The organism is Phytohabitans houttuyneae, from assembly GCF_011764425.1.
GTDB classification, from domain to species: domain Bacteria; phylum Actinomycetota; class Actinomycetes; order Mycobacteriales; family Micromonosporaceae; genus Phytohabitans; species Phytohabitans houttuyneae.
This window is the reverse complement of record NZ_BLPF01000001.1, coordinates 2554240-2576399: the sequence shown is the minus strand read 5'-3', so window position 1 is coordinate 2576399 and position 22160 is coordinate 2554240. Positions and strand designations below refer to the sequence as shown.

Annotated in this window: 19 protein-coding genes and 3 pseudogenes; 9 read left to right on the top strand and 13 right to left on the bottom strand. The window is 71.8% G+C overall.

The annotated features are described in order from the left end of the window. Positions 1–10 precede the first annotated feature (10 nt). From leuC to Phou_RS11330, 3 genes are all read left to right on the top strand, one after another. Entirely contained in the window at positions 11–1459 is a 1449-nt protein-coding gene (gene leuC / locus Phou_RS11340) for a 3-isopropylmalate dehydratase large subunit (RefSeq protein WP_173056032.1), read from the top strand. 14 nt (positions 1460–1473) lie between these two features. Next, entirely contained in the window at positions 1474–2061 is a 588-nt protein-coding gene (leuD, locus tag Phou_RS11335) for a 3-isopropylmalate dehydratase small subunit (RefSeq protein WP_173056031.1), read from the top strand. A gap of 177 nt (positions 2062–2238) precedes the next feature. After that, positions 2239–2748 carry an HU family DNA-binding protein gene (locus Phou_RS11330; protein ID WP_173056030.1) on the top strand — a complete coding sequence of 170 codons (510 nt, stop codon included), beginning with the start codon at positions 2239–2241 and terminating at the stop codon, positions 2746–2748. 57 nt (positions 2749–2805) lie between these two features. Here the strand turns inward: Phou_RS11330 and Phou_RS11325 are convergent, their stop codons facing one another. The 8 genes from Phou_RS11325 to cofC all read right to left on the bottom strand — a co-directional run bounded on the left by Phou_RS11325 (position 2806) and on the right by cofC (position 12985). Then, positions 2806–4890 carry an MMPL family transporter gene (locus Phou_RS11325; RefSeq protein WP_173056029.1) on the bottom strand — a complete coding sequence of 695 codons (2085 nt, stop codon included), beginning with the start codon at positions 4888–4890 and terminating at the stop codon, positions 2806–2808. A gap of 565 nt (positions 4891–5455) precedes the next feature. Beyond that, entirely contained in the window at positions 5456–6184 is a 729-nt protein-coding gene (locus Phou_RS11320; RefSeq protein WP_173056028.1) for a response regulator, read from the bottom strand. Then, positions 6177–7325, bottom strand: a complete 1149-nt coding sequence (locus Phou_RS11315) for a sensor histidine kinase (protein ID WP_173056027.1) — start codon at positions 7323–7325, stop codon at positions 6177–6179. Before Phou_RS11315 ends, Phou_RS11320 begins: the two co-directional genes overlap by 8 nt. Positions 7326–7417: 92 nt before the next feature. Then, the gene (locus Phou_RS11310) at positions 7418–8308 is read right to left on the bottom strand and encodes an NUDIX hydrolase (protein ID WP_173056026.1); all 891 of its coding nucleotides are present in this window, start codon (positions 8306–8308) and stop codon (positions 7418–7420) included. Next, positions 8296–9825: a CYTH and CHAD domain-containing protein gene (locus Phou_RS11305; protein ID WP_173056024.1), complete on the bottom strand. Its 1530-nt coding sequence runs from the start codon at positions 9823–9825 to the stop codon at positions 8296–8298. The genes Phou_RS11310 and Phou_RS11305 overlap by 13 nt, the downstream gene beginning before the upstream one ends. Positions 9826–9834: 9 nt before the next feature. Next, positions 9835–12096, bottom strand: coding sequence for an RNA degradosome polyphosphate kinase (locus Phou_RS11300; protein ID WP_173056022.1), 2262 nt, complete (start codon positions 12094–12096; stop codon positions 9835–9837). 55 nt (positions 12097–12151) lie between these two features. Continuing rightward, positions 12152–12349 carry a cold-shock protein gene (locus Phou_RS11295; protein ID WP_173056020.1) on the bottom strand — a complete coding sequence of 66 codons (198 nt, stop codon included), beginning with the start codon at positions 12347–12349 and terminating at the stop codon, positions 12152–12154. 9 nt (positions 12350–12358) lie between these two features. Further along, positions 12359–12985, bottom strand: coding sequence for a 2-phospho-L-lactate guanylyltransferase (gene cofC / locus Phou_RS11290; RefSeq protein ID WP_173056018.1), 627 nt, complete (start codon positions 12983–12985; stop codon positions 12359–12361). 142 nt (positions 12986–13127) lie between these two features. Between cofC and Phou_RS11285 the strand changes: the two are divergent. The 3 genes and pseudogenes from Phou_RS11285 to Phou_RS11275 all read left to right on the top strand — a co-directional run. Next, a pseudogene (locus tag Phou_RS11285) lies at positions 13128–13811 on the top strand (lysophospholipid acyltransferase family protein); the annotation flags it as partial. A gap of 22 nt (positions 13812–13833) precedes the next feature. Continuing rightward, on the top strand, positions 13834–14829 hold the full coding sequence (locus Phou_RS11280) for an NAD(P)H-dependent glycerol-3-phosphate dehydrogenase (RefSeq protein ID WP_173056016.1): 996 nt from the start codon (positions 13834–13836) through the stop codon (positions 14827–14829). Positions 14830–14905: 76 nt separating this feature from the next. Continuing rightward, on the top strand, positions 14906–16006 hold the full coding sequence (locus Phou_RS11275; protein WP_173056014.1) for a cystathionine gamma-lyase: 1101 nt from the start codon (positions 14906–14908) through the stop codon (positions 16004–16006). A gap of 166 nt (positions 16007–16172) precedes the next feature. Here the strand turns inward: Phou_RS11275 and Phou_RS11270 are convergent. Continuing rightward, positions 16173–16763 (bottom strand): annotated as a pseudogene (locus tag Phou_RS11270) (Clp protease N-terminal domain-containing protein); the annotation flags it as partial. Then, a pseudogene (locus tag Phou_RS11265) lies at positions 16763–16998 on the bottom strand (helix-turn-helix domain-containing protein). The pseudogenes Phou_RS11265 and Phou_RS11270, both read right to left, overlap by 1 nt. 123 nt (positions 16999–17121) lie before the next feature. Between Phou_RS11265 and Phou_RS11260 the strand changes: the two are divergent. After that, positions 17122–17406, top strand: coding sequence for a hypothetical protein (locus Phou_RS11260; RefSeq protein ID WP_173056010.1), 285 nt, complete (start codon positions 17122–17124; stop codon positions 17404–17406). Here the strand turns inward: Phou_RS11260 and Phou_RS11255 are convergent. Further along, positions 17397–17987, bottom strand: a complete 591-nt coding sequence (locus Phou_RS11255; RefSeq protein ID WP_173056008.1) for a protein-tyrosine phosphatase family protein — start codon at positions 17985–17987, stop codon at positions 17397–17399. The genes Phou_RS11260 and Phou_RS11255 overlap by 10 nt on opposite strands. 54 nt (positions 17988–18041) lie before the next feature. Here Phou_RS11255 and Phou_RS11250 point away from each other — a divergent pair, with 54 nt between their 5' ends. Continuing rightward, on the top strand, positions 18042–19142 hold the full coding sequence (locus Phou_RS11250; protein ID WP_173056006.1) for a D-alanine--D-alanine ligase family protein: 1101 nt from the start codon (positions 18042–18044) through the stop codon (positions 19140–19142). Positions 19143–20305: 1163 nt separating this feature from the next. Here the strand turns inward: Phou_RS11250 and Phou_RS11245 are convergent. After that, a complete protein-coding gene (locus Phou_RS11245; RefSeq protein WP_173056004.1) occupies positions 20306–20866 on the bottom strand; it encodes a DUF3515 domain-containing protein in 561 nt (186 codons plus the stop codon). Then, positions 20867–21100 (bottom strand): Lrp/AsnC ligand binding domain-containing protein, encoded by a 234-nt coding sequence (locus Phou_RS11240; protein WP_173056002.1) that lies wholly within the window; start codon positions 21098–21100, stop codon positions 20867–20869. Between the two features lie 92 nt (positions 21101–21192). Between Phou_RS11240 and Phou_RS11235 the strand changes: the two genes are divergently transcribed. Then, on the top strand, positions 21193–22128 hold the full coding sequence (locus Phou_RS11235) for a thiamine-phosphate kinase (protein ID WP_173056000.1): 936 nt from the start codon (positions 21193–21195) through the stop codon (positions 22126–22128). Positions 22129–22160: the final 32 nt, after the last annotated feature.

Here is a 22160-nt window from a genome sequence, read left to right as displayed (position 1 = left end):
GGATGTCCAGATGGTGGGAGACACGCAGAAACCAAGGACCCTCGCCGAGAAGGTGTGGGACGCCCATGTGGTGCGATCCGCCGAGGGTGAGCCGGATCTGCTGTTCATCGACCTTCACTTGCTCCACGAAGTGACCAGCCCGCAGGCATTCGACGGCCTGCGGATGGCCGGACGTTCCGTCCGGCGCACGGACCTGACGCTCGCGACCGAGGACCACAACACTCCGACCGGGTACGCGGATCCGTCCTTCAACAACCGTCGCGGCGATCTTCTGACGATCGCCGACACCACGTCGCGCACGCAGATTGAGACGCTGCGCCGCAACTGCGCCGAGTTCGGCGTGAAGCTGCACCCGCTGGGCGACGCGCAGCAGGGCATCGTTCACGTGATCGGCCCGCAACTCGGTCTCACCCAGCCCGGTCTCACGATCGTCTGTGGCGACTCGCACACCGCGACGCACGGCGCGTTCGGCGCGCTCGCGTTCGGCATAGGCACGAGTGAGGTCGAGCACGTGCTCGCCACGCAGACGCTGCCGCAGGCGCGGCCGAAGACGATGGCGGTGACCGTCGAAGGGGCGCTCGGCCCCGGCGTCACGGCCAAGGACCTTGTGCTGGCGTTGATCGCCAAGGTGGGCACCGGCGGCGGGCGCGGCCACATCGTGGAGTACCGCGGCGAAGCCATCCGCGCGCTTTCCATGGAAGGGCGCATGACGATTTGCAACATGTCGATCGAGTGGGGCGCCAAGGCCGGCATGATCGCTCCGGACGAGACCACGTTCGCTTACCTGAAGGGGCGCCCCAACGCGCCGCAGGGTGAGGCGTGGGACGCGGCCGTCGAGCACTGGCAGAGCCTCACGACCGACGAAGGCGCCACGTTCGACACCGAGGTGGTGCTGGACGCCTCGCAGATCAGCCCGTTCGTCACGTGGGGCACCAACCCGGGGCAGGGCATCGCGCTCAACGGCGCCGTGCCGGACCCGGAGGAGTTCGTCGAGGAGGTCGAGCGTTCGGCCGCCCGCCGCGCCCTGGAGTACATGGCGCTCGAGCCGGGCACGCGCCTTCGCGACGTCGCCGTCGACGTGGTCTTCGTCGGCTCGTGCACCAACGGACGTCTGGAGGACCTGCGCGCCGCCGCCGAGGTGCTGCGCGGTCACAAGGTGGCCGACGGCGTGCGCATGCTCGTGGTGCCCGGCTCCGCCGCCGTGCGCGAAGCGGCCGAGCACGAGGGGCTGGACAAGGTCTTCACCGACGCGGGTGCCGAGTGGCGGTTCGCCGGCTGCTCCATGTGCCTCGGCATGAACCCCGACACGCTCAAGCCCGGTGAGCGCTCGGCGTCCACCTCCAACCGCAACTTCGAGGGCCGGCAGGGGCGCGGTGGTCGTACCCACCTCGTCTCGCCCCCGGTCGCCGCCGCAACCGCCGTCGTGGGCCGCCTCGCCGCGCCCGCCGACCTGAACTAGGGCGTGAGTAGTTCATGGAAAAGTTCACCGTTCACTCCGGCACCGCGCTCCCGCTGCGCCGGTCCAACGTGGATACCGACCAGATCATCCCGGCCGTCTACCTCAAGCGCGTGACCCGCACGGGCTTCGAGGACGGGCTGTTCAGCGCGTGGCGCGAGGATCCCGCCTTCGTGCTCAACAACCCCGCCTTCGCGGGCGCCTCGATCCTGCTGGCCGGCCCCGAGTTCGGCACTGGGTCGTCGCGCGAGCACGCCGTGTGGGCGTTGCGTGACTACGGTTTCAAGGCGGTCATCTCACCTCGCTTCGGCGACATCTTCCGCGGCAACGCCTTGAAGGAGGGTCTGCTGCCGGTCGAGCTCGAACTCAAAGCTGTGGAAGCGCTGTGGGATCTCGTCGAGAACGACCCGACCGCGCAGGTCACGGTGGACCTGACGGCGCGGGAAGTACGGGCCGATGACAGCACTTGGTCCTTTCCTCTCGACGATTTCAGCCGTTGGCGGCTGATGGAGGGGTTGGACGACATTGGACTGACGCTGCGCCACGAGGACGCGATTACCTCGTACGAAGAGCGTCGACTGCCCTTCCTGCCAGTGGTTTCTTAGCCCTGCAGTACCCCGTACCTGGCCGTTTTCGCCCCTGTCGGATCATCCGACAGGGGCGAATCCGTTACGACACAACGACTTTTTTCGCGCGGATGTTTGCTCAGACTGGGCAAAGGGCATACGGTGCGCGCAGAATGGGCTCGAGTTGAGTCCGAAGTTAAGTACGGGAGGGAAAACGTGAACAAGGCCGAGCTCATCGAGGCGCTCGCCGCCCGCTTGGGGGACAAGAAGGCGGCGACGGCGGCGCTCGACGCGGTGCTGGCAGAAGTCCAGCAGGCTGTCACCAAGGGCGACCGAGTGGCCATCACCGGCTTCGGCGTCTTCGAGAAGCGGGTCCGTGGCGCGCGAACAGCTCGCAACCCGCGCACCGGTGAAGCGGTGAAGGTGAAGAAGACGTCGGTCCCGGCATTCCGCGCCGGCGCCGGCTTCAAGGAGATGGTCGCGAGCGGCCGGGTGCCGAAGGTGGCCGCCGCCAAGAAGACCACCGCCTCGAAGGCCACCACCGCCAAGGCCACCACGGCCACCAAGAAGGCCGCCGCACCGGCCAAGGCTACGGCGACCAAGAAGGCCGCTGCCGCCCCCGCCAAGAAGGCCGCGACCAAGAGCACCACCGCCCGCGCGTCCGCGGCGGCCAAGAAGGCCCCCGCGAAGAAGGCCCCGGCCCGCAAGGCCGCGCCGAAGCGCTAAGCAAGCGGCGAAAGAGGGCACCCCACGGTGGGGTGCCCTCTTTCGCTGTGTCCGGGGTCAGACGAGCGCCGGCTCCCTTTCCGCCGGGGCCTCCTCGGTCACCTCGATCCGCTTGTGCAGGCGGCGCAGCGGACCTGGCGCCCAGAAGTTGTACCGGCCGAGCACGGTCATCGTGGCTGGTACCAATAGCATCCGTACCACGGTGGCGTCGATCGCGACGGCGAGCACGAGCCCCAGGCCGATGCCCTTGATGGGCACGAAACCGCCGACCAGGAAACCGGCGAACACGACCACCAGCAACAGCGCCGCCGAGGTGATGATGCGCCCGGTGCGCTGTATCCCCTCCGCCACCGCGCGATCGGCGGGTACGCCGGCCAGCCAGCGTTCGCGGATGCGGGAGAGCAGGAACACCTCGTAGTCCACGGACAGCCCGAACGCGATTGCGGCGACGAGCACAGGCACGGTGAGGTTGAGGTATCCGAGTCCACTGGTGCCGAAGACGCTAGCCAGGTTGCCGTCCTGGAACACCCAGACCACCACGCCGAGGGCGGCGCCGATGCTGAGCATGTTGGTGACCACCGCCTTGATCGGCAACAGCACCGAGCCGGTGAAGGCGAACAGCAGCAAGAGCGTGCCCAGCACCACCACGCCGATCGCCCACGGCGCCCGCTCCACCAGCATCGACTCGTAGTCCACGAGGTGTGCGGCGTCGCCGGTCACCAACACCTCGAACGGCGCCGGCAGGTCGCGGATCGCGGTCACCGCCTCCTTCGTACGGTCCGACGGGGTGATGTCGACCGGGTAGGCGTTGAGCACCGTGAGGTCAGCGCCCGCGGGAACCGCTTCGACGCGCGCGATACCGTCCACACCCGCGATCCGGTCGCGCAGCTCGGCGATGCCCGGGTCGGTCGAGGGCGCGGTGACCACGGCCTCGATCGGGTCGGGCGCGTTGCCCTCGGGGTAGTGCGTCGACAGCGCGTCGTAGAGCTGGCGCGTGCCGGAGTCCGCGGGCAGCATGCGCGGGTCGCCGAGGCCGAGCCGCAGGTCGAGCGCGGGCAGCGCGACGAACACAAGCGCGGCGGCGGTCACGAGCATCGTGGCCATCGGGCGCCGCTGCACCCGCCGCGCGACGCGGGCGAAGAAGCCGCCGCCGGCCTGCGGCTTGCCCGGCTTGATGCGGCGACCGAGCAGCACCAGCAGCGCGGGCAGCAGGGTGAGCGCGGCGAGCATGTCCACCAGCACGACCGCCATGCCCGCGAAGCCCATCGAGCGCAGGAACGGGTCGGAGAAGACCACCAGCCCGGCCAGCGCGAGGGCGACGGTGAGGCCGGCGAACAGGACGGTACGGCCGGCACTCGCGGCGGTGCGGGTCACGGCGCCACGTACGTCCGGGTCGATCGCGCGCTCCTCGCGGAAGCGGTTGACCATCAGCAGCGCGTAGTCCACGCCGAGGCCGACCGCCATCATCGTGGTGACCTGGATGGCGTACACGGAGACGTCGGTGACCTCGGAGAAGCCGTAGAGGATGCCGAACGTGCCGCCCACGCCGGCGACCGCGATGAGCAGCGGGAGCCCGGCCGCGATCAGTCCGCCGAAGATGAGCAGCAGCAGTACCAGGACGACCGGCGTGGTCAGCATCTCCGCGCGCTGCACGTCCTGTTCGGCCTGCGTGCCGTACTCCTCCTCGGTCAGCGGACCACCGGAGACGGCGACCTGCGCGGCGGAGATCTCGCGCAGCCGTTCGGCCGCCGCCTCTGCGGCCTCGGTCTCGTCCTCCGAGCGCAGCGTGACGCTGAGGATCAGGGCCTCACCGGTGCGCGCGGAAGGCTGCGGTGGGCTGACCTCGACCACGCCGGGAATCGCCCGCACGTCGGCGATGGCGTCGTCGACCTGCGCCCGCACGGCCGGGTCGTCGGCCGGCTTCCCATGCACGACGGCGGTGATCGCCGACTGCTCAGGCCCGGTAGCGGCGATGCGGTCGCCGCCACGCGCCGACTCCGTGCCGGAGCCGGAGCTGACTTCGGCGGTGAGACGCTCGAAGACGCCGATGCCGATCCCGAAGCCGGCGACCAGCGCGAGTATCCAGGCGACGACGACGATGCGCGGCCGCCGGATCGCGAATCCTGTGACTGACTTAAGCATGGTGCCGATGCTCGTCCGGTGTACCCACCCGGCGGATCGCCGCTGAGAGTGGAGTCGCGACTCAGTCCTGCGACGGAGTGGTTCCGCTCGCCGGCCGGCTCAACCTCCGACTGAGGCGGCCGTTCTTACTGTGATGCTTCGCGTCCGGCCGCGAAGCAACAAACCCCAAACGGGCAGCCGGCCGAGATCGGCTCAACCCGCCGGCGCACGCGAACGGCTGTGCTGCTTCGCATCGGGCCCGGGGTTGGGGGCGCCGACGCGGTCGTGTCCGGTTGGGCAGTCGGAGGCGGCGTTTCGGGAGGCCGGTGAGCGAGCACGTCGAGGTACCCGGCCAGCTCAGTTGGAGGTTGTTGCTCCGCGTCCGGCCGTGGGTTGGGACGCCCCGCCGTCGTGGCCGGCCGCCTCACTCGGAGGTTGCTGCTTCGCGCCCGGCTGCGGGTTGGGTCGGCCTCGTTCGCCGTGTCCGCTGGCTGGTCGGAGGTTGTTGCCTCGCGTCCGGTCGCGTGGTCGGACTTGGCCGTTCACGCGCGGCCGCTGACCGGCCCCGGCACGGTGGCCCGCCGCCTCAGCCGGAGGTGGCTGCTTCGCGACCGGGCGTGGGCTGAGCCGGCCCCTGCCCCGCCGCCGTGCCGGGGACGACGAGCCCTGACTCGTAGGCCACGACGACCGCCTGCACGCGGTCGCGCAGGCCGAGCTTGGTGAGCAGGTTGCTCACGTGGGTCTTGACGGTGTGCTCGGTCACGAACAGCTCGCCCGCGATCTCCGCGTTGGAAAGGCCGCGGGCCACCAGGCGCAGCGTGTCGGTCTCGCGGGCGGTCAGCGTGGCCAGCCGTCCCTCGGGGCGGCGGCCGGCCGGTGCGGACCTGCCGCGATGCACCATCTCGGCGATCAGGCGGCGGGTGACGGTCGGTGCGAGCAGTGCCTCGCCGGCGGCGACCGTGCGTACGGCGGCGACCAGCTCGTCGCGGCGCATGTCCTTGAGCAGGAAGCCGCTGGCGCCGGCGTGGAGGGCGTCATACACGTACTCGTCGACGTCGAACGTGGTCAGCACCAGCACGCGGGCCTCGGTCTCGGCGCAGATGCGGGCGGTCGCGCCTATGCCGTCCAGGCGGGGCATGCGCACGTCCATCAGGACCACGTCGGGCCGCAGGGCCAGCGCGGCGCTGACGGCCTCTTCGCCGTCGCCGGCCTCCCCAACCACCGTGATGTCCGGCTGGGCGTCCAGGATCACGCTGAAGCCGTCGCGCACCAGGGCCTGGTCGTCGACGACGAGCACGCGCAGCTGGTCAGCCACGGACCTGGTCCTTGTCGAGGCTCGCGGGGAGGGTGGCGGTGACCTGGAAGCCGGCGCCGCCGGGGCCTGGGCCGGTGCGCAGCGCGCCGCCGACGGCGCCGACGCGCTCGTGCATGCCCATGATGCCGTGGCCGCCGCCGGGCTTGGCGCCGCCGGGGCCGCGGCCGTCGTCGCGGACCTCGACGCCCAGCTGGTCGGGTGCCCAGTCGAGGCGGATCCACACGCGCTTGGCACGCGCGTGGCGCACCACGTTGGTCAGGGACTCCTGCACCACGCGATAGGCGGCCAGCCCCAGCTCCGGCGGCAGGGGGCGCTTGTCGCCGCGCTCCTCGACCGCGACCGCGAGACCCGCCTCCCGGGCGCGCTCGGCCAGGGCCGCGAGGCCGTCGAGGTCGGGCTGCGGTGCGCGGCTGCCCGCCTCGCCGCGCAGGATGCCGAGGGTGCGGCGCAGCTGGGTCAGCGTCTCGCGAGCGGTCTCGCCGATCGTGTCGAACACCCGCTCGGCGCGCGCCGGGTCGGCCCGCACGAGCACCGGGCCAGCCTCGGCCTGCACCGCGATGAGGCTGATCGAGTGGGCCAGGATGTCGTGCATGTCGCGGGCGATCCGCTCGCGCTCGCGGGCCGCGGCCGCCTCGCGCTCCTCGGCATGCCGCCGGTTTCGCTCCTCCAGCAGGGCGATGCGGTCGTGGCGGGCGCGGGTGGCGGTGCCCAATGCGTAGGCCCCGATGAACAGCAGCGCGACGATCGGCAGCTGCACGAGCTTTTCCTGGTGGCCGATGAACGAGACACCGATGCCGATCACCGTGCCGGCCACGCCCAGCAGCCGGGCCAGCGGACCGGAGAACGCCGCCAGCGTGTACGTCGCGACGAGCTGGCTGTAAGGCAGGTCGCCGAGCCGGTCGAGCAGCGTGAGCGACACGGTGCCCACGCCGCACACCGCGGTCACCGGCAGCGGCCACCGGCGCCGCCAGATCAGCGGGAGCGTGGCCACCGCGATGAGCAGCAGCGAGAGCGGCTGGGTCTCGGTGTGCGCGCCGACCGAGATGGCCATCAGCACGTAGCACAGCAGCGCGAAACCCGCGTCGACGATGCGCGTGGGCACCACCGCCGCGCGCGCCCGAAGCGTGCTCAGCAAGCTCACCGTCGAAGTATCACCCGCCCCGGCGATGGTCCGCCTCCCTCCTGGGAGCGAGGTGCCCGTACCCCCACCGCTACCGATCGAGGACTGGGTGGTCAGACGACGATGCGGTCCGCGCCGGCCAGGTGCATGCCGGCGAAGGCGAGCAGCCAGCCGGTGCCCTTCGGCGTGGCCCACGCCTTCGCCGAGCCCAGGCCGGACAGGCGGGCCAGAGCGGGCGGAATCACCTTGCCCTGGCTGCACACGAGCACCGACTCGTACCCGGTGGCCAGCTCGGCGAGGCGGGCGGCCGCGCCGGCGGTGACGTCGGCAGGGTCCTGGCCCGGCTTGGGCTCGTCGAACAGCGAGTCGACCTCGATCGGCAGGTCGAGGCGGGCCGCAGCCGGCTCGATCGTCTGCGTGCACCGGCGGGCGGACGCGGACAGGATCAGCTCCGGCGCCATCTCGGCCAGGATCGGGCCGAGCGCCCGCGCCTGCGCGCGACCGGGCTGGTCGAGCGGGCGGGCACTATCCGGCCCGCTCCACGTGCCGCGCTTGCCCGCCAGCGCGTGGCGTACCAGCACGATCACCGAGGTCACCTTGGGCAGGCTCGCGAAGTGGCGCAGCACGCGCTGGTCGTGCGGGTACGACACCGTGCGCTCGGCCGTCTCGGGCGAGACCCAGCGCAGCCGGTCGACCTCGGAGTTGGGGAAGAAGCGCGCCGCCGACAGCGCGCGCATCGTCCAGTAGTCGACGACCTTCGGCTGGCCGTCACGCCGGTACCGAACCGATGGCAGGCGCAGCTGCGGCCGCGCCCGTACCGATGTCTCCTCCTCGACCTCGCGCACCGCGGCGGCGAGCGGATGCTCGCGGGCGGTGAGCTTGCCTTTGGGCAGTGACCAGTCGTCGTAGCGCGGCCGATGCACAAGGCACACCTCGACACCGCCGCGCGGCCCCGGCCGCCAGACGACGCCGCCGGCGGCCCGGATAGTGCCTACGGAAGCCAAGCTGTCATCCGTGGCTTCGTCGCCTTGCGCCAGGCCTCGGGAAACTCGGCCCGGACTGTGCGGATCGCGGTGCGCTCGCGCTCGAAGAGCCGGCCCACGGTCACCGCGAGCGAGTGGTCGTCGGGATCGGACATCGCGATGGACAGCCACGTCTCGGCCGCAGTCGCCGCGTCCTGGTGCTCGCCGAGCAGATCCTGCACGCCGGCGAGCGCCTTGGCCAGCTCGGGTGCCGCACCGCCGAGCACGCCGGCGACCGCCTCCACGGCGTACCGGGCGCGCTTGCCGTTGATGCGCACGGCGTGCCACTGCTCGTCCGGCGCGTACGGGTCGAGGTCGGCCGCGCCGTCGACACCCTTGGCGCCGAGCGCGAACGTGTGCCACGGCCGCGACACGAGCTTGGGCAGCACGTCGACCGCGCGCTCCCGGGCGAGGGGAGTGAGCTGCGGCTCGCGGGCGGCGGAGACGAGGCTGTCGACGAGCTTCGCGTACCGGTCCGAGCGGAGCCCCTCCTCCAGCGCCACGAGCGACTCCTCGTGGCGGGCGGCGAGGTCGGCGTCGATCCGCGCGACGGACGCCTCGTCGGGCGGGCTGAGCGGGTCGGCGGTGGCGGTGCGGCGCAGCCGGGCCCGCATCACCTCGGCGTCGCGGGCGCCACCGAGCAGCCCCGCCACCCAGCCGAGCTCGTCCCGGAGCGGCTTTGCCCACCCCGCGTCGACCAGCGGCCCGAACGTCTTGAGGTCGCTGCGCAGCCGCCGGCAGCCGACCCGCATCTGGTGCACGGCGGTGTCGTTGTCGCCGACCGGGGCGCGCAGCCGCACGAGCGGGTCGTGGGTCAGCACCCGCTCGATGCCCTTGCGGATGGCCGCGGTGACCACGTCGCCGGCCCGCGGCTTGCGCGGCAGCTCACCGGCGCGCACAAGGTCCGGCGGACCGGCCGCCGCCTCGCCCAGCGCCCGCACGTGCTTGGGCGTGAACCCGCCGGCGACAGCGCCCGCCTCGCGCAGCACTTCCTCGACCCGGTCGAGCAGCTTGCGGCCGCCGCCCTTGCGCTCCGCCTCTATCTCGCGGAACTTCAACTTCACCTTGCGGTCTTCGAGGACCGTGACCGCGTCGTCGGCGATTTCGACGAGCACGCGGTCGTCGCTGTCGCGCAGCTCGTAGGCCCGGCGGACCGTGCGCACCACCGCGGCGGGCTCGAGGTCGGCACCCCGCGAGTACGCGGTGACGAGCGCGACGAGGTCGGCCGGTGGCATGCCGGGCCCGCCGCCGCGCGATATCTCGTGGCGCACGCCCGGTGAGTCGGCGGGCAGCTTGACGGTCCACGGCTCGGCGTCGCCCTTGCGGTGCCGCAGCGAGACGCCGGCCCGCGCGAGGCGCAGGTCGGGCGCGTCGTAGTAGGTGGCGGTGAGGGTGACCGGCGGCCGCTCCTCGACCCGGCCGCCGGAGGGCAGGCACGGGGTCAGATCGGGCAGCGTGAAGCGCGGCTCCACCTCGTACTTGCGTTCCTCCTCCAGCATCCGATCAGCCTACTCAGTGCGAGACTTCGATGCCCCCAGTACGTGACGCAGCAGCGCCTCCTGGAGGTGGATCTCGCCTTGGCGGCGGACCCACGTACCGTCCGGCTGGAGGTCGAAAGCCTCGCACTCTTCGCTCATAGACAGCGAGATCACCTGGTCGAGCTCGGCGCGGGCGACCGGGTCGGTGACCTGCACCAGCGCCTCTACCCGGCGGTCGAGGTTGCGGTGCATGAGGTCGGCCGAGCCGATCCAGAACTCGGTCGAGCCGTTGTTGCCGAAGCGGAAGATGCGCGAGTGCTCCAGGAATCGGCCCAGGATCGAGCGGACCCGGATGTTTTCCGACAGGCCGGGCACGCCGGGACGCAGCATGCACATGCCCCGGATGATGAGGTCGACCTGCACGCCGGCCTGCGAGGCCCGGTACAGCGTGTCCACGACCTCCTCGTCCACCAGCGAGTTCACCTTTATCTGGACGAGGCCCCGCCCGCCGAGGCGGGCGTGCTCGATCTCCCGGTCGATGCGGCCGATGATGCCGGCGCGGACTCCGTGCGGGGCGACAAGCAGCCTCCGGTACGCGGTCTGGCGGCTGTAGCCGGTCAGCACGTTGAACAGGTCCGTGACGTCCTTGCCCACCTCCGCGTCGGCGGTGAGCATGCCGAAGTCCTCGTACAGCCGGGCGGTCTTGGGGTGGTAGTTGCCCGTGCCGATGTGGCAGTACCGGCGGATCTGGTTGCCCTCCTGCCGCACGACCAGCGAGGTCTTGCAGTGCGTCTTGAGCCCCACCAGCCCGTACACCACGTGGCAGCCGGCCCGCTCCAGCGTGCGCGCCCAGCCGATGTTGGCCTGCTCGTCGAAGCGCGCCTTGACCTCGACGAGCACCACCACCTGCTTGCCCGCGGCCGCCGCCTCGACAAGCGCGTCGACGATCGGGGAGTCGCCGCTGGTGCGGTAGAGCGTCTGCTTGATGGCCAGGACGTTTGGGTCGGCCGCGGCCTGCTCGATGAAGCGCTGCACGCTCGTCGAGAAAGAGTGGTACGGGTGGTGCACGAGCACGTCGCCGTCGCGCAGTGTGGCGAAGACGCTCCTCGGCACCTCGCCTTCGGCGAAGCGCGGGTGGGTCGCCGGCACGAAAGGGCGGTCCTTGAGGGTGGGGCGGTCGACCGCGTTGTACATCTGCCAGAGCGCGGACAGGTCGAGCAGTCCCGGCACCTCGATGACGTCGTGGCTGTCCATGTCCAGCTCGTGCACGAGCGTGTCGAGCATCTGCTGGGAGATTGTCGAGGCGACCTCCAGCCGTACCGGCGGGCCGAAGCGGCGCTGCGCCAGCTCCCGCTCCAGTGCCTGGAGCAGGTCTTCGTCGCGGTCCTCGTCGACCTCCAGGTCGGCGTTGCGGGTCACTCGGAAAAGGTGGGTCTCGACCACCTGCATGCCGGAGAAGAGCTGCCCGAGCTGGGTGGAGATGAGCTCTTCCAGCGGCAGGAAGCGGGCCACCCGGGCGGAGTTTTCCACCACGACGAAGCGCGGCACGTTGTTGGGCACCTTGACCCGGGCGAACAGCTCCGGCCCGCCGTCGGGGTCGCGCACCGTCACGGCCAGGTTGAGCGAGCGGCTCGAAATGTACGGGAACGGGTGGGCCACGTCGACCGCGAGCGGGGTCAGTACCGGGAAGACGACCTCGCGGAAGTAGGTACGGAGGCGGTCGCGCTCGTCGCCGTCCAGATCCGACCAGCCGACCAGCTGGATGCCCTCGGCGGCGAGCTTGGGCTGCACCTCTTCGGCGAAACAGCGCGCGTGCCGGGCGATCAGCTCGCTGGTCTTTTCCGCGATGAGCTCCAGCTGGGTGCGCAGCGGCATCTGGTCGCCGCCACGCACCGGCAGGCCGGCCTGGAGGCGGCGCTTGAGCCCGGCGACCCGCACCATGTAGAACTCGTCGAGGTTGCTGGCGAAGATGGCCAGAAACTTGGCCCGCTCCAGCAGCGGCGTGTCCGGGTCCTCGGCGAGGGCGAGCACCCGGGCGTTGAAGTCCAACCAGGACAGTTCCCGGTTGAGAAAGCGGTCTTCGGGCAACGGGTCGTCGAGCACGACCGGCTGGTCGCCGGGCGGCGGGCGGTCGGCGTCGTCGGTGCTGGACATTGGCGACTCCGCGGGACGGGTGAGCTCGGGTGGTGCCTTCACGAACCGCCCGTCGATGCCGCGAAGCGGGATGGACGCGACCACCGCACCGGGTGCGGGGCGCTGCCGAGGGGGCTGGCCGGGAGGCGTTTCACTCACCGACCAATCATCACCCGTAAACGGTTAACGCGAAGTGAATTCGGGAGCGATGAGATCAGTCGAACGTCGGCAACGTTAACCGCGTCACCTGGCCGGACTCGTCACGGTCGATGCGGACGCGCTGGCCCAGCCGGAGCAGCCGCAGGCCGGAGGTGGCGAACGCCTCCGCCGGATAGGCCAGCTCGGTGCCGTCGTCGAGCAGGAGGGTGCCGGCCCGGGTCTGCGGGTCGTAGGTGGCGACGGTGCCCTGCATGTGCCCAGCCTACGTGTGAGAGCAGCTCGCCGAGCCAATCTGCCCGGCAACTTCCGCGGAGTGCGGTCCGAGCCCCAGCCGGGTCGCGGCCTCGAGGTCGGCGGCCGTGTCCACGTCGCGGCGCAAGCTAGGCCAGTCGCCGGCCAGTGGCACCGCGCCTGACCTGCGGTGGGCGGCCGCCGAGCCGGGACCGAAGCGCGGGTCGAGCCGGACCCCGGCCTGCGCGGTGAGCAGCACAGTGCCGGTGCCGGGCGCGTCCGCCACGAAATGCCGGCCCGGACCGGCGGCCTCGCGCAGCGCCTCGGAGAGGTCGGCGGGGCACAGGGTCGGCAGGTCGGCGGCGAGCGCGGCCACCGGCCGGTGGGCGAGCAGGCTCGCGCCGTACGCGAAAGCGGCGTTCAGCCCACCACCGGGCACATCCGGCACGACCCGTGCACCGAGCGCGGCCAGCGCCTGGCCCACCGCCGGGTCGTCGGTCACCGCGAGCACCTCGGCCACCTCGGCGCTGGCCAGGGCCGCGGCGACGGTGTCCTGGGCCAGCGCCAGCGCCAAACGCTCGTGCGGCACACCGGTGAGCGCTCCCCGCAGCCGGCTTTTGGCCGCGGTGAGGCGCTTGACCGGCAGTACCACCCCCATGTCCGTTCCACGGCCCAATCCTGCCAGCGTCCCGCCCGAACCGTCGGTGCCGGGTACCGGCATCCCGCGCTGGCCGTACCCAGCTTCAGCAGGCATGATTTCGCTGCGGGTGCCCGGTGGGGGTGCCGGACGGGAGCGAGGGATGGCCGTCAAGCGGCTGGGGCCATTGCGGCGGTTCGTGGTGATTTTGGTCAAGTCGGTCATGACACCGATGACCAGGCGCACATGGACCGGCCAGGAGCACATTCCGCCCACCGGCGGGGTGATCCTGGCGCCCAACCATCTCTCCCACGCCGACCCGCTGGTGATGGCGCACTTCGTCTACGACGCACACCGGTGGCCGCGCTTCCTGGGCAAGGCCAGCGTTTTTCGGGTACCGGTGATCGGGCGGCTGATCCTGCGGGTGCAGCAGATCCCGGTCGAGCGGGGCAGCGTCGACGCGGTGAAGTCGCTGGAAGCGCTCACCGCGGCGCTGAAGGACGGCGGCGCCGTGATCATCTATCCGGAGGGTACGACCACGCGCGAGCCCGACCTGTGGCCGATGCGGGGCAAGACCGGCGCGGCCCGGCTCGCGCTGGCCACCGGCGCTCCGGTCATCCCGATCGCGCAGTGGGGTGCGCAGGGCTTCTACGACACGCGCACCAAGAAGGTCCGGGTGCGGCCGCGGACGCCGATCACGATCGCCGCCGGGCCGCCGGTCGACCTCTCCCGCTGGGCCGGCGCGGAGCCCACGCGGGCCACCCTCGACGAGATGACCGACGAGATCATGCTGCGCGTCCGCGACCTGCTGGCCGGGATCCGCGGCGAGACGCCGCCGCCGCTGTGGGCGCCGGCGAAGGGGAGAAGGCATGACCACCGCCGCCGTGCTCGGCGCTGGATCATGGGGTACCGCGTTCGCGAAGGTCCTCGCCGACGCCGGTACCGACGTCACGATCTGGGCCCGGCGCGAGTCCGTGGCGGCCGCCATCCGGGAGTACGGCACCAACCCCGACTACCTGCCCGCCGTGCGGCTGCCCGAGCGGGTCACCGCCACCTCCGACGCGGCCACCGCGATCGCCGGCGCCGATCTTGTCGTGCTCGCGGTGCCGTCGCAGACGCTGCGCGCAAACCTCGCGGACTGGACCGCGCACCTCGCGCCCGACGCGACGCTCGTGTCGCTCATGAAGGGTGTCGAGCTCGGCACCACCAAGCGGATGAGCGAGGTGATCGTGGAGGCCGCCGGCGTGCCGGCCGACCGGGTCGCGGTTGTCTCGGGGCCCAACCTGGCCGCCGAGATCGCCGCCGAGCAGCCGGCCGCCACGGTGGTCGCCTGCATCGACGGGGCGCGCGCGACGTTCGTGCAGCGTGCGGTGACGACGCCGTACTTCCGGCCGTACACCAACAAGGACGTGCTCGGCTGCGAGCTGGGCGGCGCGGTCAAGAACGTGATCGCCCTGGCGTACGGCATCGCCACCGCCATGCGCCTGGGCGACAACACCAAGGCCACGCTCATCACCCGCGGGCTGGCGGAGACGGCGCGGCTTGGCGTGGCGCTGGGCGCGGACCCGCTCACCTTCTCCGGGCTGGCCGGGCTGGGGGACCTGGTGGCCACGTGCTCGTCGCCGCTGTCGCGCAACCGTACGTTCGGCGAGCACCTGGGGCGCGGCGAGACGCTGGAGCAGGCGCAGGCGGCCACGCGGCAGACCGCTGAAGGTGTGAAGAGCTGCCTGGCGATCCGTGACCTGGCGCGTACGCACAATGTGGACATGCCCATCACCGAGCAGGTCGAGCTTGTCTGCCACGAGGGTGTCAACCCGCGCAGCGCGCTGATCGCGCTCATGAGCCGGGAGACGAAGCCGGAATGAGCGAGCGCAGCGAGCGAATTATCGAACTCGGTGTGCTTGGCAGCTCGTGGCCGCCCGCAGCGAAGCGAGGACGGCCATGAGTTACGGGGACGGGACGAGAGCCGTCCACGCTGGACTGCCCGCGCCCGAGCCGGGGCAGCCGTTTCTGCCGGGGCCGGTCTTCGCCGCGCCGTACCACCTGGATCCGGACGCCGGCCCCGGCCTCAACGGCTACGGCCGCCCGGACAACCCGACGCGCCGCCTGCTGGAGGCGGCGATCGGTGAGCTGGAGGGTGGCCAGGCGCGCGCCTTCGCCAGCGGGCAGGCGGCCATCACCGCCGTGCTGATGACCGTGCTGCGCCCCGGCGACACGGTGGTGCTGCCCGCCGATGGGTACTACGCGGTGCGCTCGTTCGCCGCCTCCACACTGGACGGGCTCGGCGTGCGGGTGTCCTATGTGCCCACAGCCGGGCCGTACCCGTCTTTCGACGGCGTGCGGCTGGTGCTGCTGGAGACGCCGTCAAACCCCGGCCTCGACGTGTGCGACGTGGCGGCGCTCGCGGCGGCGGCGAAGGCGGCGGGCGCGCTCGTGGCCGTCGACAACACCACGGCCACCCCGCTCGGCCAGCGCCCGCTCGACCTCGGCGCGGACGTCTCGGTCGCCTCCGGTACCAAGGCGCTGACCGGCCACTCCGACCTGCTGCTGGGGTACGCCGCCACCCGCGACGCCGGCCTGCTCGAGCGGATCACCACGTGGCGCACGCAGGCCGGTGCGATTCCGGGTGCGTTCGACGCGTGGCTGGCGCACCGCTCGCTGGCCACATTGGACCTCCGCCTGGCCCGCCAGTCAGCGAACGCGGCGGCGGTCGCGGTGGCGCTCGCAGCGCGGTCCGATGTGGAGAGCGTCCGCTGGCCCGGCCTGCCGGACGACCCGTCCTATGTGGTCGCCGAGCGGCAGATGCGGCGGATCCCCGGGCTCGTCTCGGTCGACCTGGGCTCCGCCGAGCGGGTGGCCACCTTCCTGAAGGCGTCGAAGCTTGTCTTCGCCGCGACCTCCTTCGGCGGCCTGCACACGACCGCCGACCGCCGCGCCCAGTGGGGCGACGACACCCCGCCGGGCTTCCTGCGCATCTCGTGCGGCATCGAGGACACCGCCGATCTGGTGGCCGACCTCACCGCCGCTCTCGACGCCGCCTGACCGCCGGCCGGGCTTGTCCCCGCGGACCCGGCAGCGGAGGTCGGGGAACTCGGCGAGCGCCAAGCTCGCCGCCGGCCACCGCGGTGCCCGCGGGAGCATGCGGTCCGCGGCTGAGGCGGACCGGGGCAAACATGTGCTTTGAAAATGAACGTCAGGCGGCGCGGTCCATCGCGTCCAGCACGTGCCGGCGGAGGTCTTCGAGGCTGAGGCCGGCTTTGGTGAGCACCATGGCGGCCAGCCCCTCGCCCTCGCGGATGAGGCCGAGCAGGATGTGCTCGGTGCCGATGTGCTTGTGCTTGAGAAACAGGGCCTCGCGCAGCGACAGCTCCAGCACCTTCTTCGCCCGCGGGGTGAAGGGGATGTGCCCGGGGCCCGGCACCGGCACCTGCTGCACGCGGCGGAAAAGTCCCCTCCGCCGTAGCGGAAACACCGGTGGCGGCTCCAGCGCGCCCTCGCCGAACGACTCCTCGACCTTTTCCCGCACGGCGTCGAGGTCGATGCCGATCGCCCGCAGCGCCTCCGCGTCGGCCACGCCCAGCGGCTCGCGGCGCACGCCCACGGCGGCCAGCACGTCGGCGCGGACCTGCTCGGGGAAGACGCCGGCGTCACGCAGGACAGTCGCGGCCAGGCCGCCGCTCTCGCCGAGCAGCGCCAGCAGGATGTGCTCGGTGCCGATGTAGCGATGGCGCAGCTCGCGCGCCTCGTCCTGAGCGCCCTTGACCGCGTCCCGGGCCCGATCGGTGAACCGCTCGAACATCACGCCTCCCGCCGTGTGCCCACCGGCGGCCGGCCGGCGTGCTTCTTGTGGACTGCCTGCTTTGTCACGTCGAGCGCGTCCGCGATCTCCTGCCACGACCAGCCCTGCCGCCGCGCGTTGTCGACCTGGAGCACCTCGAGGGTCTCCAGCAGGCGGCGGAGGGCCAGCACCGAGCGGAGGCCGACCCGGGGTCGGTGCTTCCTGCCGCCGCGGCGAGCTCGGTTGCCTCAGTCATGCCGTCAACCTACGTTGACAAACGGCGTCTTGTCAACCCAGGTTGACGAACGTGTAGATGGCGCTCAGAAAACTCACAGCTCGCCCACAGGGCGGCGTGGCGTGGGCTCCCTACCCTTGTCCCATGAGGCGCCACCTGAAGGGCATGTTCTTCTCGATCCTCGCGGCCAAGCTCGGCCGCATGCTTCACCGCCGCGGGCACTCCACCGCGGCCCGCTACCTCGAGCACGAGCTACACCGCCGCGGCGGCCACGGGCACGGATATGGCCACGGATACGGCCCTGGGCCTGCTCCGGGACCCGGACATTATGGGTACCACGGGCATTACCGGCCGAAGGGTGGGCACGGGCACTACGGGTACCACGGCCACTACCGGCCGAAGAAGAAGGGCCGTCGCCGCTACTGGTGACCCGCGCTGCTGACGGTGGCGCTCCCGCTCGCGGGCATCCGCGGCTGGGGCGCCATCAGGCGTCCTGGCCAGGCGCGCTCCCGGTAACACGCGTGCGCGGCCGCGAAGTCGAAGAGCCACTCCCGCTGGGCGTCGGTGTCGGGGACCTCCAGGCCGCGGGCGACGGCGATCAGGTGGAGGGCGTGGGCCGGCCGGGCGCCCAGCGTGACGAGCGTCGCGGCGGCCAGCAGGGACGCCCGCCCGATGCCCGCGAAGCAGTGCGTGACCACGAACCGCCCCGCGCGCACGTGCGCCGCCAGCCTGATGGCCAGCTCGATCGCCGCCGGACCCGGCTCGGGCACGCCCCGGTCCGGGATCGGGAAGGGGATGAAGGTGATGCCGGCTGCCTTGGCCGCCTCCCGCTCCTGGGTGAGGGCGAGGCGGTCGGACTCCTCCGAGGTCAGCGCGGAGACGAGCACGTCGACGTCGGCGTCGACCAGGGCGGACATTTCGTCCTCCAGCCAGTCGCCACCGCGGGGGTGCGACATCGTCGCCAACCGCCCTGGTCCGTGCCATTCGATCACATGGAGTGTCGGTCTCATGGACTCCTCGCTCCTTGAGCGCGAAAGCCGCCCACTCAGAGTAGGGTCACCCGCGTGAGCAGCCCACGGAAGACCCGCGTAGCCCTTGTCTTCGGCGGACGCAGCACCGAGCACGCCATTTCGTGCGTGAGCGCGGGCAGCATTATGGCCGCCCTCGATCCCGACGAGTTTGAGGTCATCCCGGTAGGGATCACTCGCGCCGGCCAGTGGGTGCTCACCGCCGGCGACCCGGCCGAGCTGGCCATCGCCGACCGCCGCCTTCCGGAGATCACGCCCGAGACCGGCAAGGCGGTTGTGCTACCCGCCGATCCTACGGCCAATGGTCTCATGGTGCTCGATGCCGCCGCTGGCCCCCAGGCACTCGCAGGCGTCGATGTCGTGTTTCCGGCACTCCACGGGGCGTACGGGGAGGACGGCACGATCCAGGGCATGTTGGAGATGGCGGGCATTCCGTACGTAGGGGCGAACGTCTTCGCCTCGGCCGCGGCCATGGACAAGGAGTTTACGAAGAAGCTCGCGGTCGCCGAGGGCATCCCCGTCGGGCCGTACGCGGTGCTGCGCTCCGGTGTCTCGCTCTCCGAGGCGGACAAGGAGCGGCTGGGCCTGCCCGTCTTCGTCAAACCCTCCCGCGCCGGCTCGTCGTACGGCATCTCCAAGGTCAACGACTGGTCCGAGCTGGACGCCGCCGTGACCGAGGCCCGCCAGATCGACCCCAAGGTGCTGGTCGAGGCGGCGATCGTGGGCCGCGAGATCGAGTGCGGCGTGCTGGAGGCCGAGACCGGCGGCGCGCCCGAGGCGTCGCTCCTGGCCGAGGTGCGGGTCGTGTCGGGCCATGAGTTCTACGACTTCGAGGCGAAGTACCTGGACGACTCCTGCGAGTACGACATCCCGGCCGGCCTGCCTCCGGAGGTGACGCGGCAGGTGCAGGACTACGCGTGCCGCACGTTTACGGCGCTCGACTGCGCGGGGCTGGCGCGCGTCGACTTTTTCGTGACGCCCGAGCTCGACGTCTACCTCAACGAGATCAACACGATGCCGGGCTTCACGCCGACGTCGATGTTTCCGCGCATGTGGGCCGAGACCGGCCTGGCTTACCCGAAGCTGGTGAGCCGCCTGTTGCGTACGGCACTCAACCGCGGGACCGGCCTGCACTAGGCAGCCCCGGGCTCCGGGCGTGGCGTGCGGTTGCGGTAGGACGGTTGGAGCGGCCGGCGGTGATCCGGGCCGTGGCCTCGTCAGATTCGCCCCTCTGAGGGCCGATCCGTACCACGATCTCCACGGCGGTGGTCCGGCTCGGCCGGGACGTGTCGTTGATCGACCTTCGGCATGGTCAACGCCCAGGTAATCGGCAGCCTGGCTGGGGTACCGGTCAAGATGCGCTCCAGCAGCGGGGCCGACCCTTCTCAGGCACGTGCTGTACCTGGACTGGGTGGCGGATACGGAAACCGCAGACAAGGGGCCTTGGACCGGCCCGGAGCAGTGGGTGCGTCGCGTGCAGGGTGCGGGCAGGAACGGGTCGGCTGCCACAAGCTGATCATCAACACCTTCACCCGTGCCGCTGCCCGAAACCGGGTCAGGGCTACTCGTCCGGCCTAATCGGCCGGCGGGTGGCGGGTGGCCAGGCCCGTGCTTGCGTGCGGGTTGTCCGAGGTCTCCGTGCTGTCCGCCGATCAAGGACCGATGCGGCGCGCCCCACCCCGGCCATCAGTCGGGGGCAGACTTCGCATGGCGTGGGGGTGCGCAACGCCTGCGCCGAACCGGCCCGCCGCCTCATGGTGCAAGCGTTGGCGGCCGGCCGGCGGAGTGGCGTCACGTCGCTGGCCGCCGCGGCGGCGAGCCCTGGTGTGCTCACCAACCGGCGTCGTGGGTGGGCGCATTGGTGCGCCCAGGTTGAGAGCGACCGCGGCGACGCACCCTCCTCGCCCCGAGCGAGGCAAGGCCCTCACGTCCGAGGTGTTTGACGGTGTCTACGTGGCGATGTTCGACGTGCCCGACGAGATCTCCGCGGAGTGGGCGCCGATCGCGGCGACCTCACCACGGCGCAGCCCGGCAACCCGGCCCACGACGGGTCGGTGCCCACCGCGTCGATCGGCATCGGAAACTCGCCCGCCGACGGGTCGTCGACCAACCGCCGCAGCCAGCCACCAGGGGGAGCCGAGCGACCGCGGTGGGCAAATCGAGCGGCGCCGCTCCTCAGCGCCAGCGTGGAGACCGCCAGCAGTGCGCTCCCCGCGGACAGGCCGCCCCCGCGGACAGGCCGCCCCCGCGGACAGGCCGCCCCCGTGGAAACCGCCACCCTGCAAGGGCGGGCCTGCGCGTCAGGGCTTGCAGCCGGTCGGGATCTGGTCCAGCGACCGCACCGTGGCGGTCACCGTCGCGGAGAAGGCTGTCGTCCACTGGCCTGGCGTGTCGTAGAACTTCGGGACCGTGACGCGCACCGGGACCTCGCGGTCCACCGTCGTCCACTCGGTCGCTTCGGGGCGGTCGACCTGGTGCCAGCAGACGCGGCTGAGCTGGTAGACCTGGTCGGTCGGCTGGTAGGTGGCCTTGGGCACGCCGCACGAGACGGTGACGGCCGGGTCGCCGTAGGCGGCGTTTTGCTCGGGGCCCGCGGACACCGGGCGGATGCGCAGGTCGCGCACGGCGGTGGGCAGCTGGGACACAAGGGCGCGGCAGACCAGCGTGGCCCGCTCCGAGAGCTTCGGAGCGTCCATCGCGACCGGGGTGGTCGACTGGGGCCGGGGTGGCGTCGGGCTCGAGTCGGCGGCCGGGGTGTCATCGGGGCGGACGGCGAGGAAGGCGACCAGCGCCACGACCAGCGTCACCGGCACCGCGACCAGCGTGGCCCACAGTGCCGCCCGGCGGGTGGTGCGGTCCATCTATAAGTGCACCACCGAGCAGGTGAGTGTGCGCGTGATGCCGGGCACCATCTGCACTTTGCTGACGATCATTTTGCCCAGCTCGTCGACCGTGTGTGCCTCGGTGAGGACCACCACGTCGTACGGCCCCGTGACGGCGTCGACCCGCACCACTCCGGAGACATCCTTGATCGCCGCGGCCACGTCACGCGCCCTTCCGACCTCGGTCTGGATGAGGATGTATGCCTGGACCACGATCCGCCTCCTCTCCGCCGCAGCCAGCGGCTCGACCGTGAAACTACCGTACGGAGCGGAACAGGATCGTCGATGGTGCACAGGAGGCCGGAGTGAGTGTGGCGAAAGCCGGTGAGTTCGGACTGATCGCCCGCGTCACCGCGCGCCTACCGACCAGCCCCGGGACCCTGCTGGGGCCCGGCGACGACGCGGCCGTGGTCAAGGCGGAGGACGGGCGGGTCGTGGCATCGACCGACGTGCTGGTGGAGGGGCGGCACTTCCGGCGCGACTGGTGCACGGCGCAGGATGTGGGGCACCGCGCCGCTGCCGCCAACCTCGCGGACATCGCCGCGATGGGCGCCACAGCGACGGCACTGCTCGTCGCGCTCTGCGTGCCGCCCAACCTCGACGCCACCTGGGCGGAGGAGCTGGCCGACGGGCTCGGCGAGGAGGCCGCCCTCGTGGGCGCGGCCGTCGTCGGCGGAGACATGTCCGGCAGCCCCACGCTCACGATCGCGGTCACCGCGCTCGGCGACCTGCGGGGGCGGGCGCCCGTCGTGCGCACCGGCGCGCGGCCGGGAGACGTGGTCGCCATGTGCGGGCGGGTGGGGTACGCGGCCGCCGGCTACACCGTGCTCTCCCGCGGCTTCCGCACGCCGAAGGTGCTCGTGGACGCGTACCGGCGGCCTGAGGTGCCCTACGACGCCGGCCCGGAGGCGGCCGAGCTGGGCGCGACCGCCATGATCGACGTGTCTGACGGCCTGCTGGCCGACGCCGGCCACGTGGCCCGCGGCAGCGGGGTGGCGATCGACCTGCGGCGGGACGCGTTCGAGGTGCCGCGGCAGATGCGCGACGCGGCGTACGCGCTGGGCGTCGACCCCTACACCTGGGTGCTCGCGGGCGGCGAGGACCACGCGCTTGTCGCCACGTTTCCGGTCGGGGTGGCGCTGCCACCGCGGTGGCGGGTGGTGGGCGAGGTGCGCGAGGGTACGGGTGTGACCGCCGACGGCAAGCCGTTCAAGGGCCCCACCGGCTGGCAGCACTTCTGACGGGAACATGGCGTGCGCCGCGCGGCAAGTAT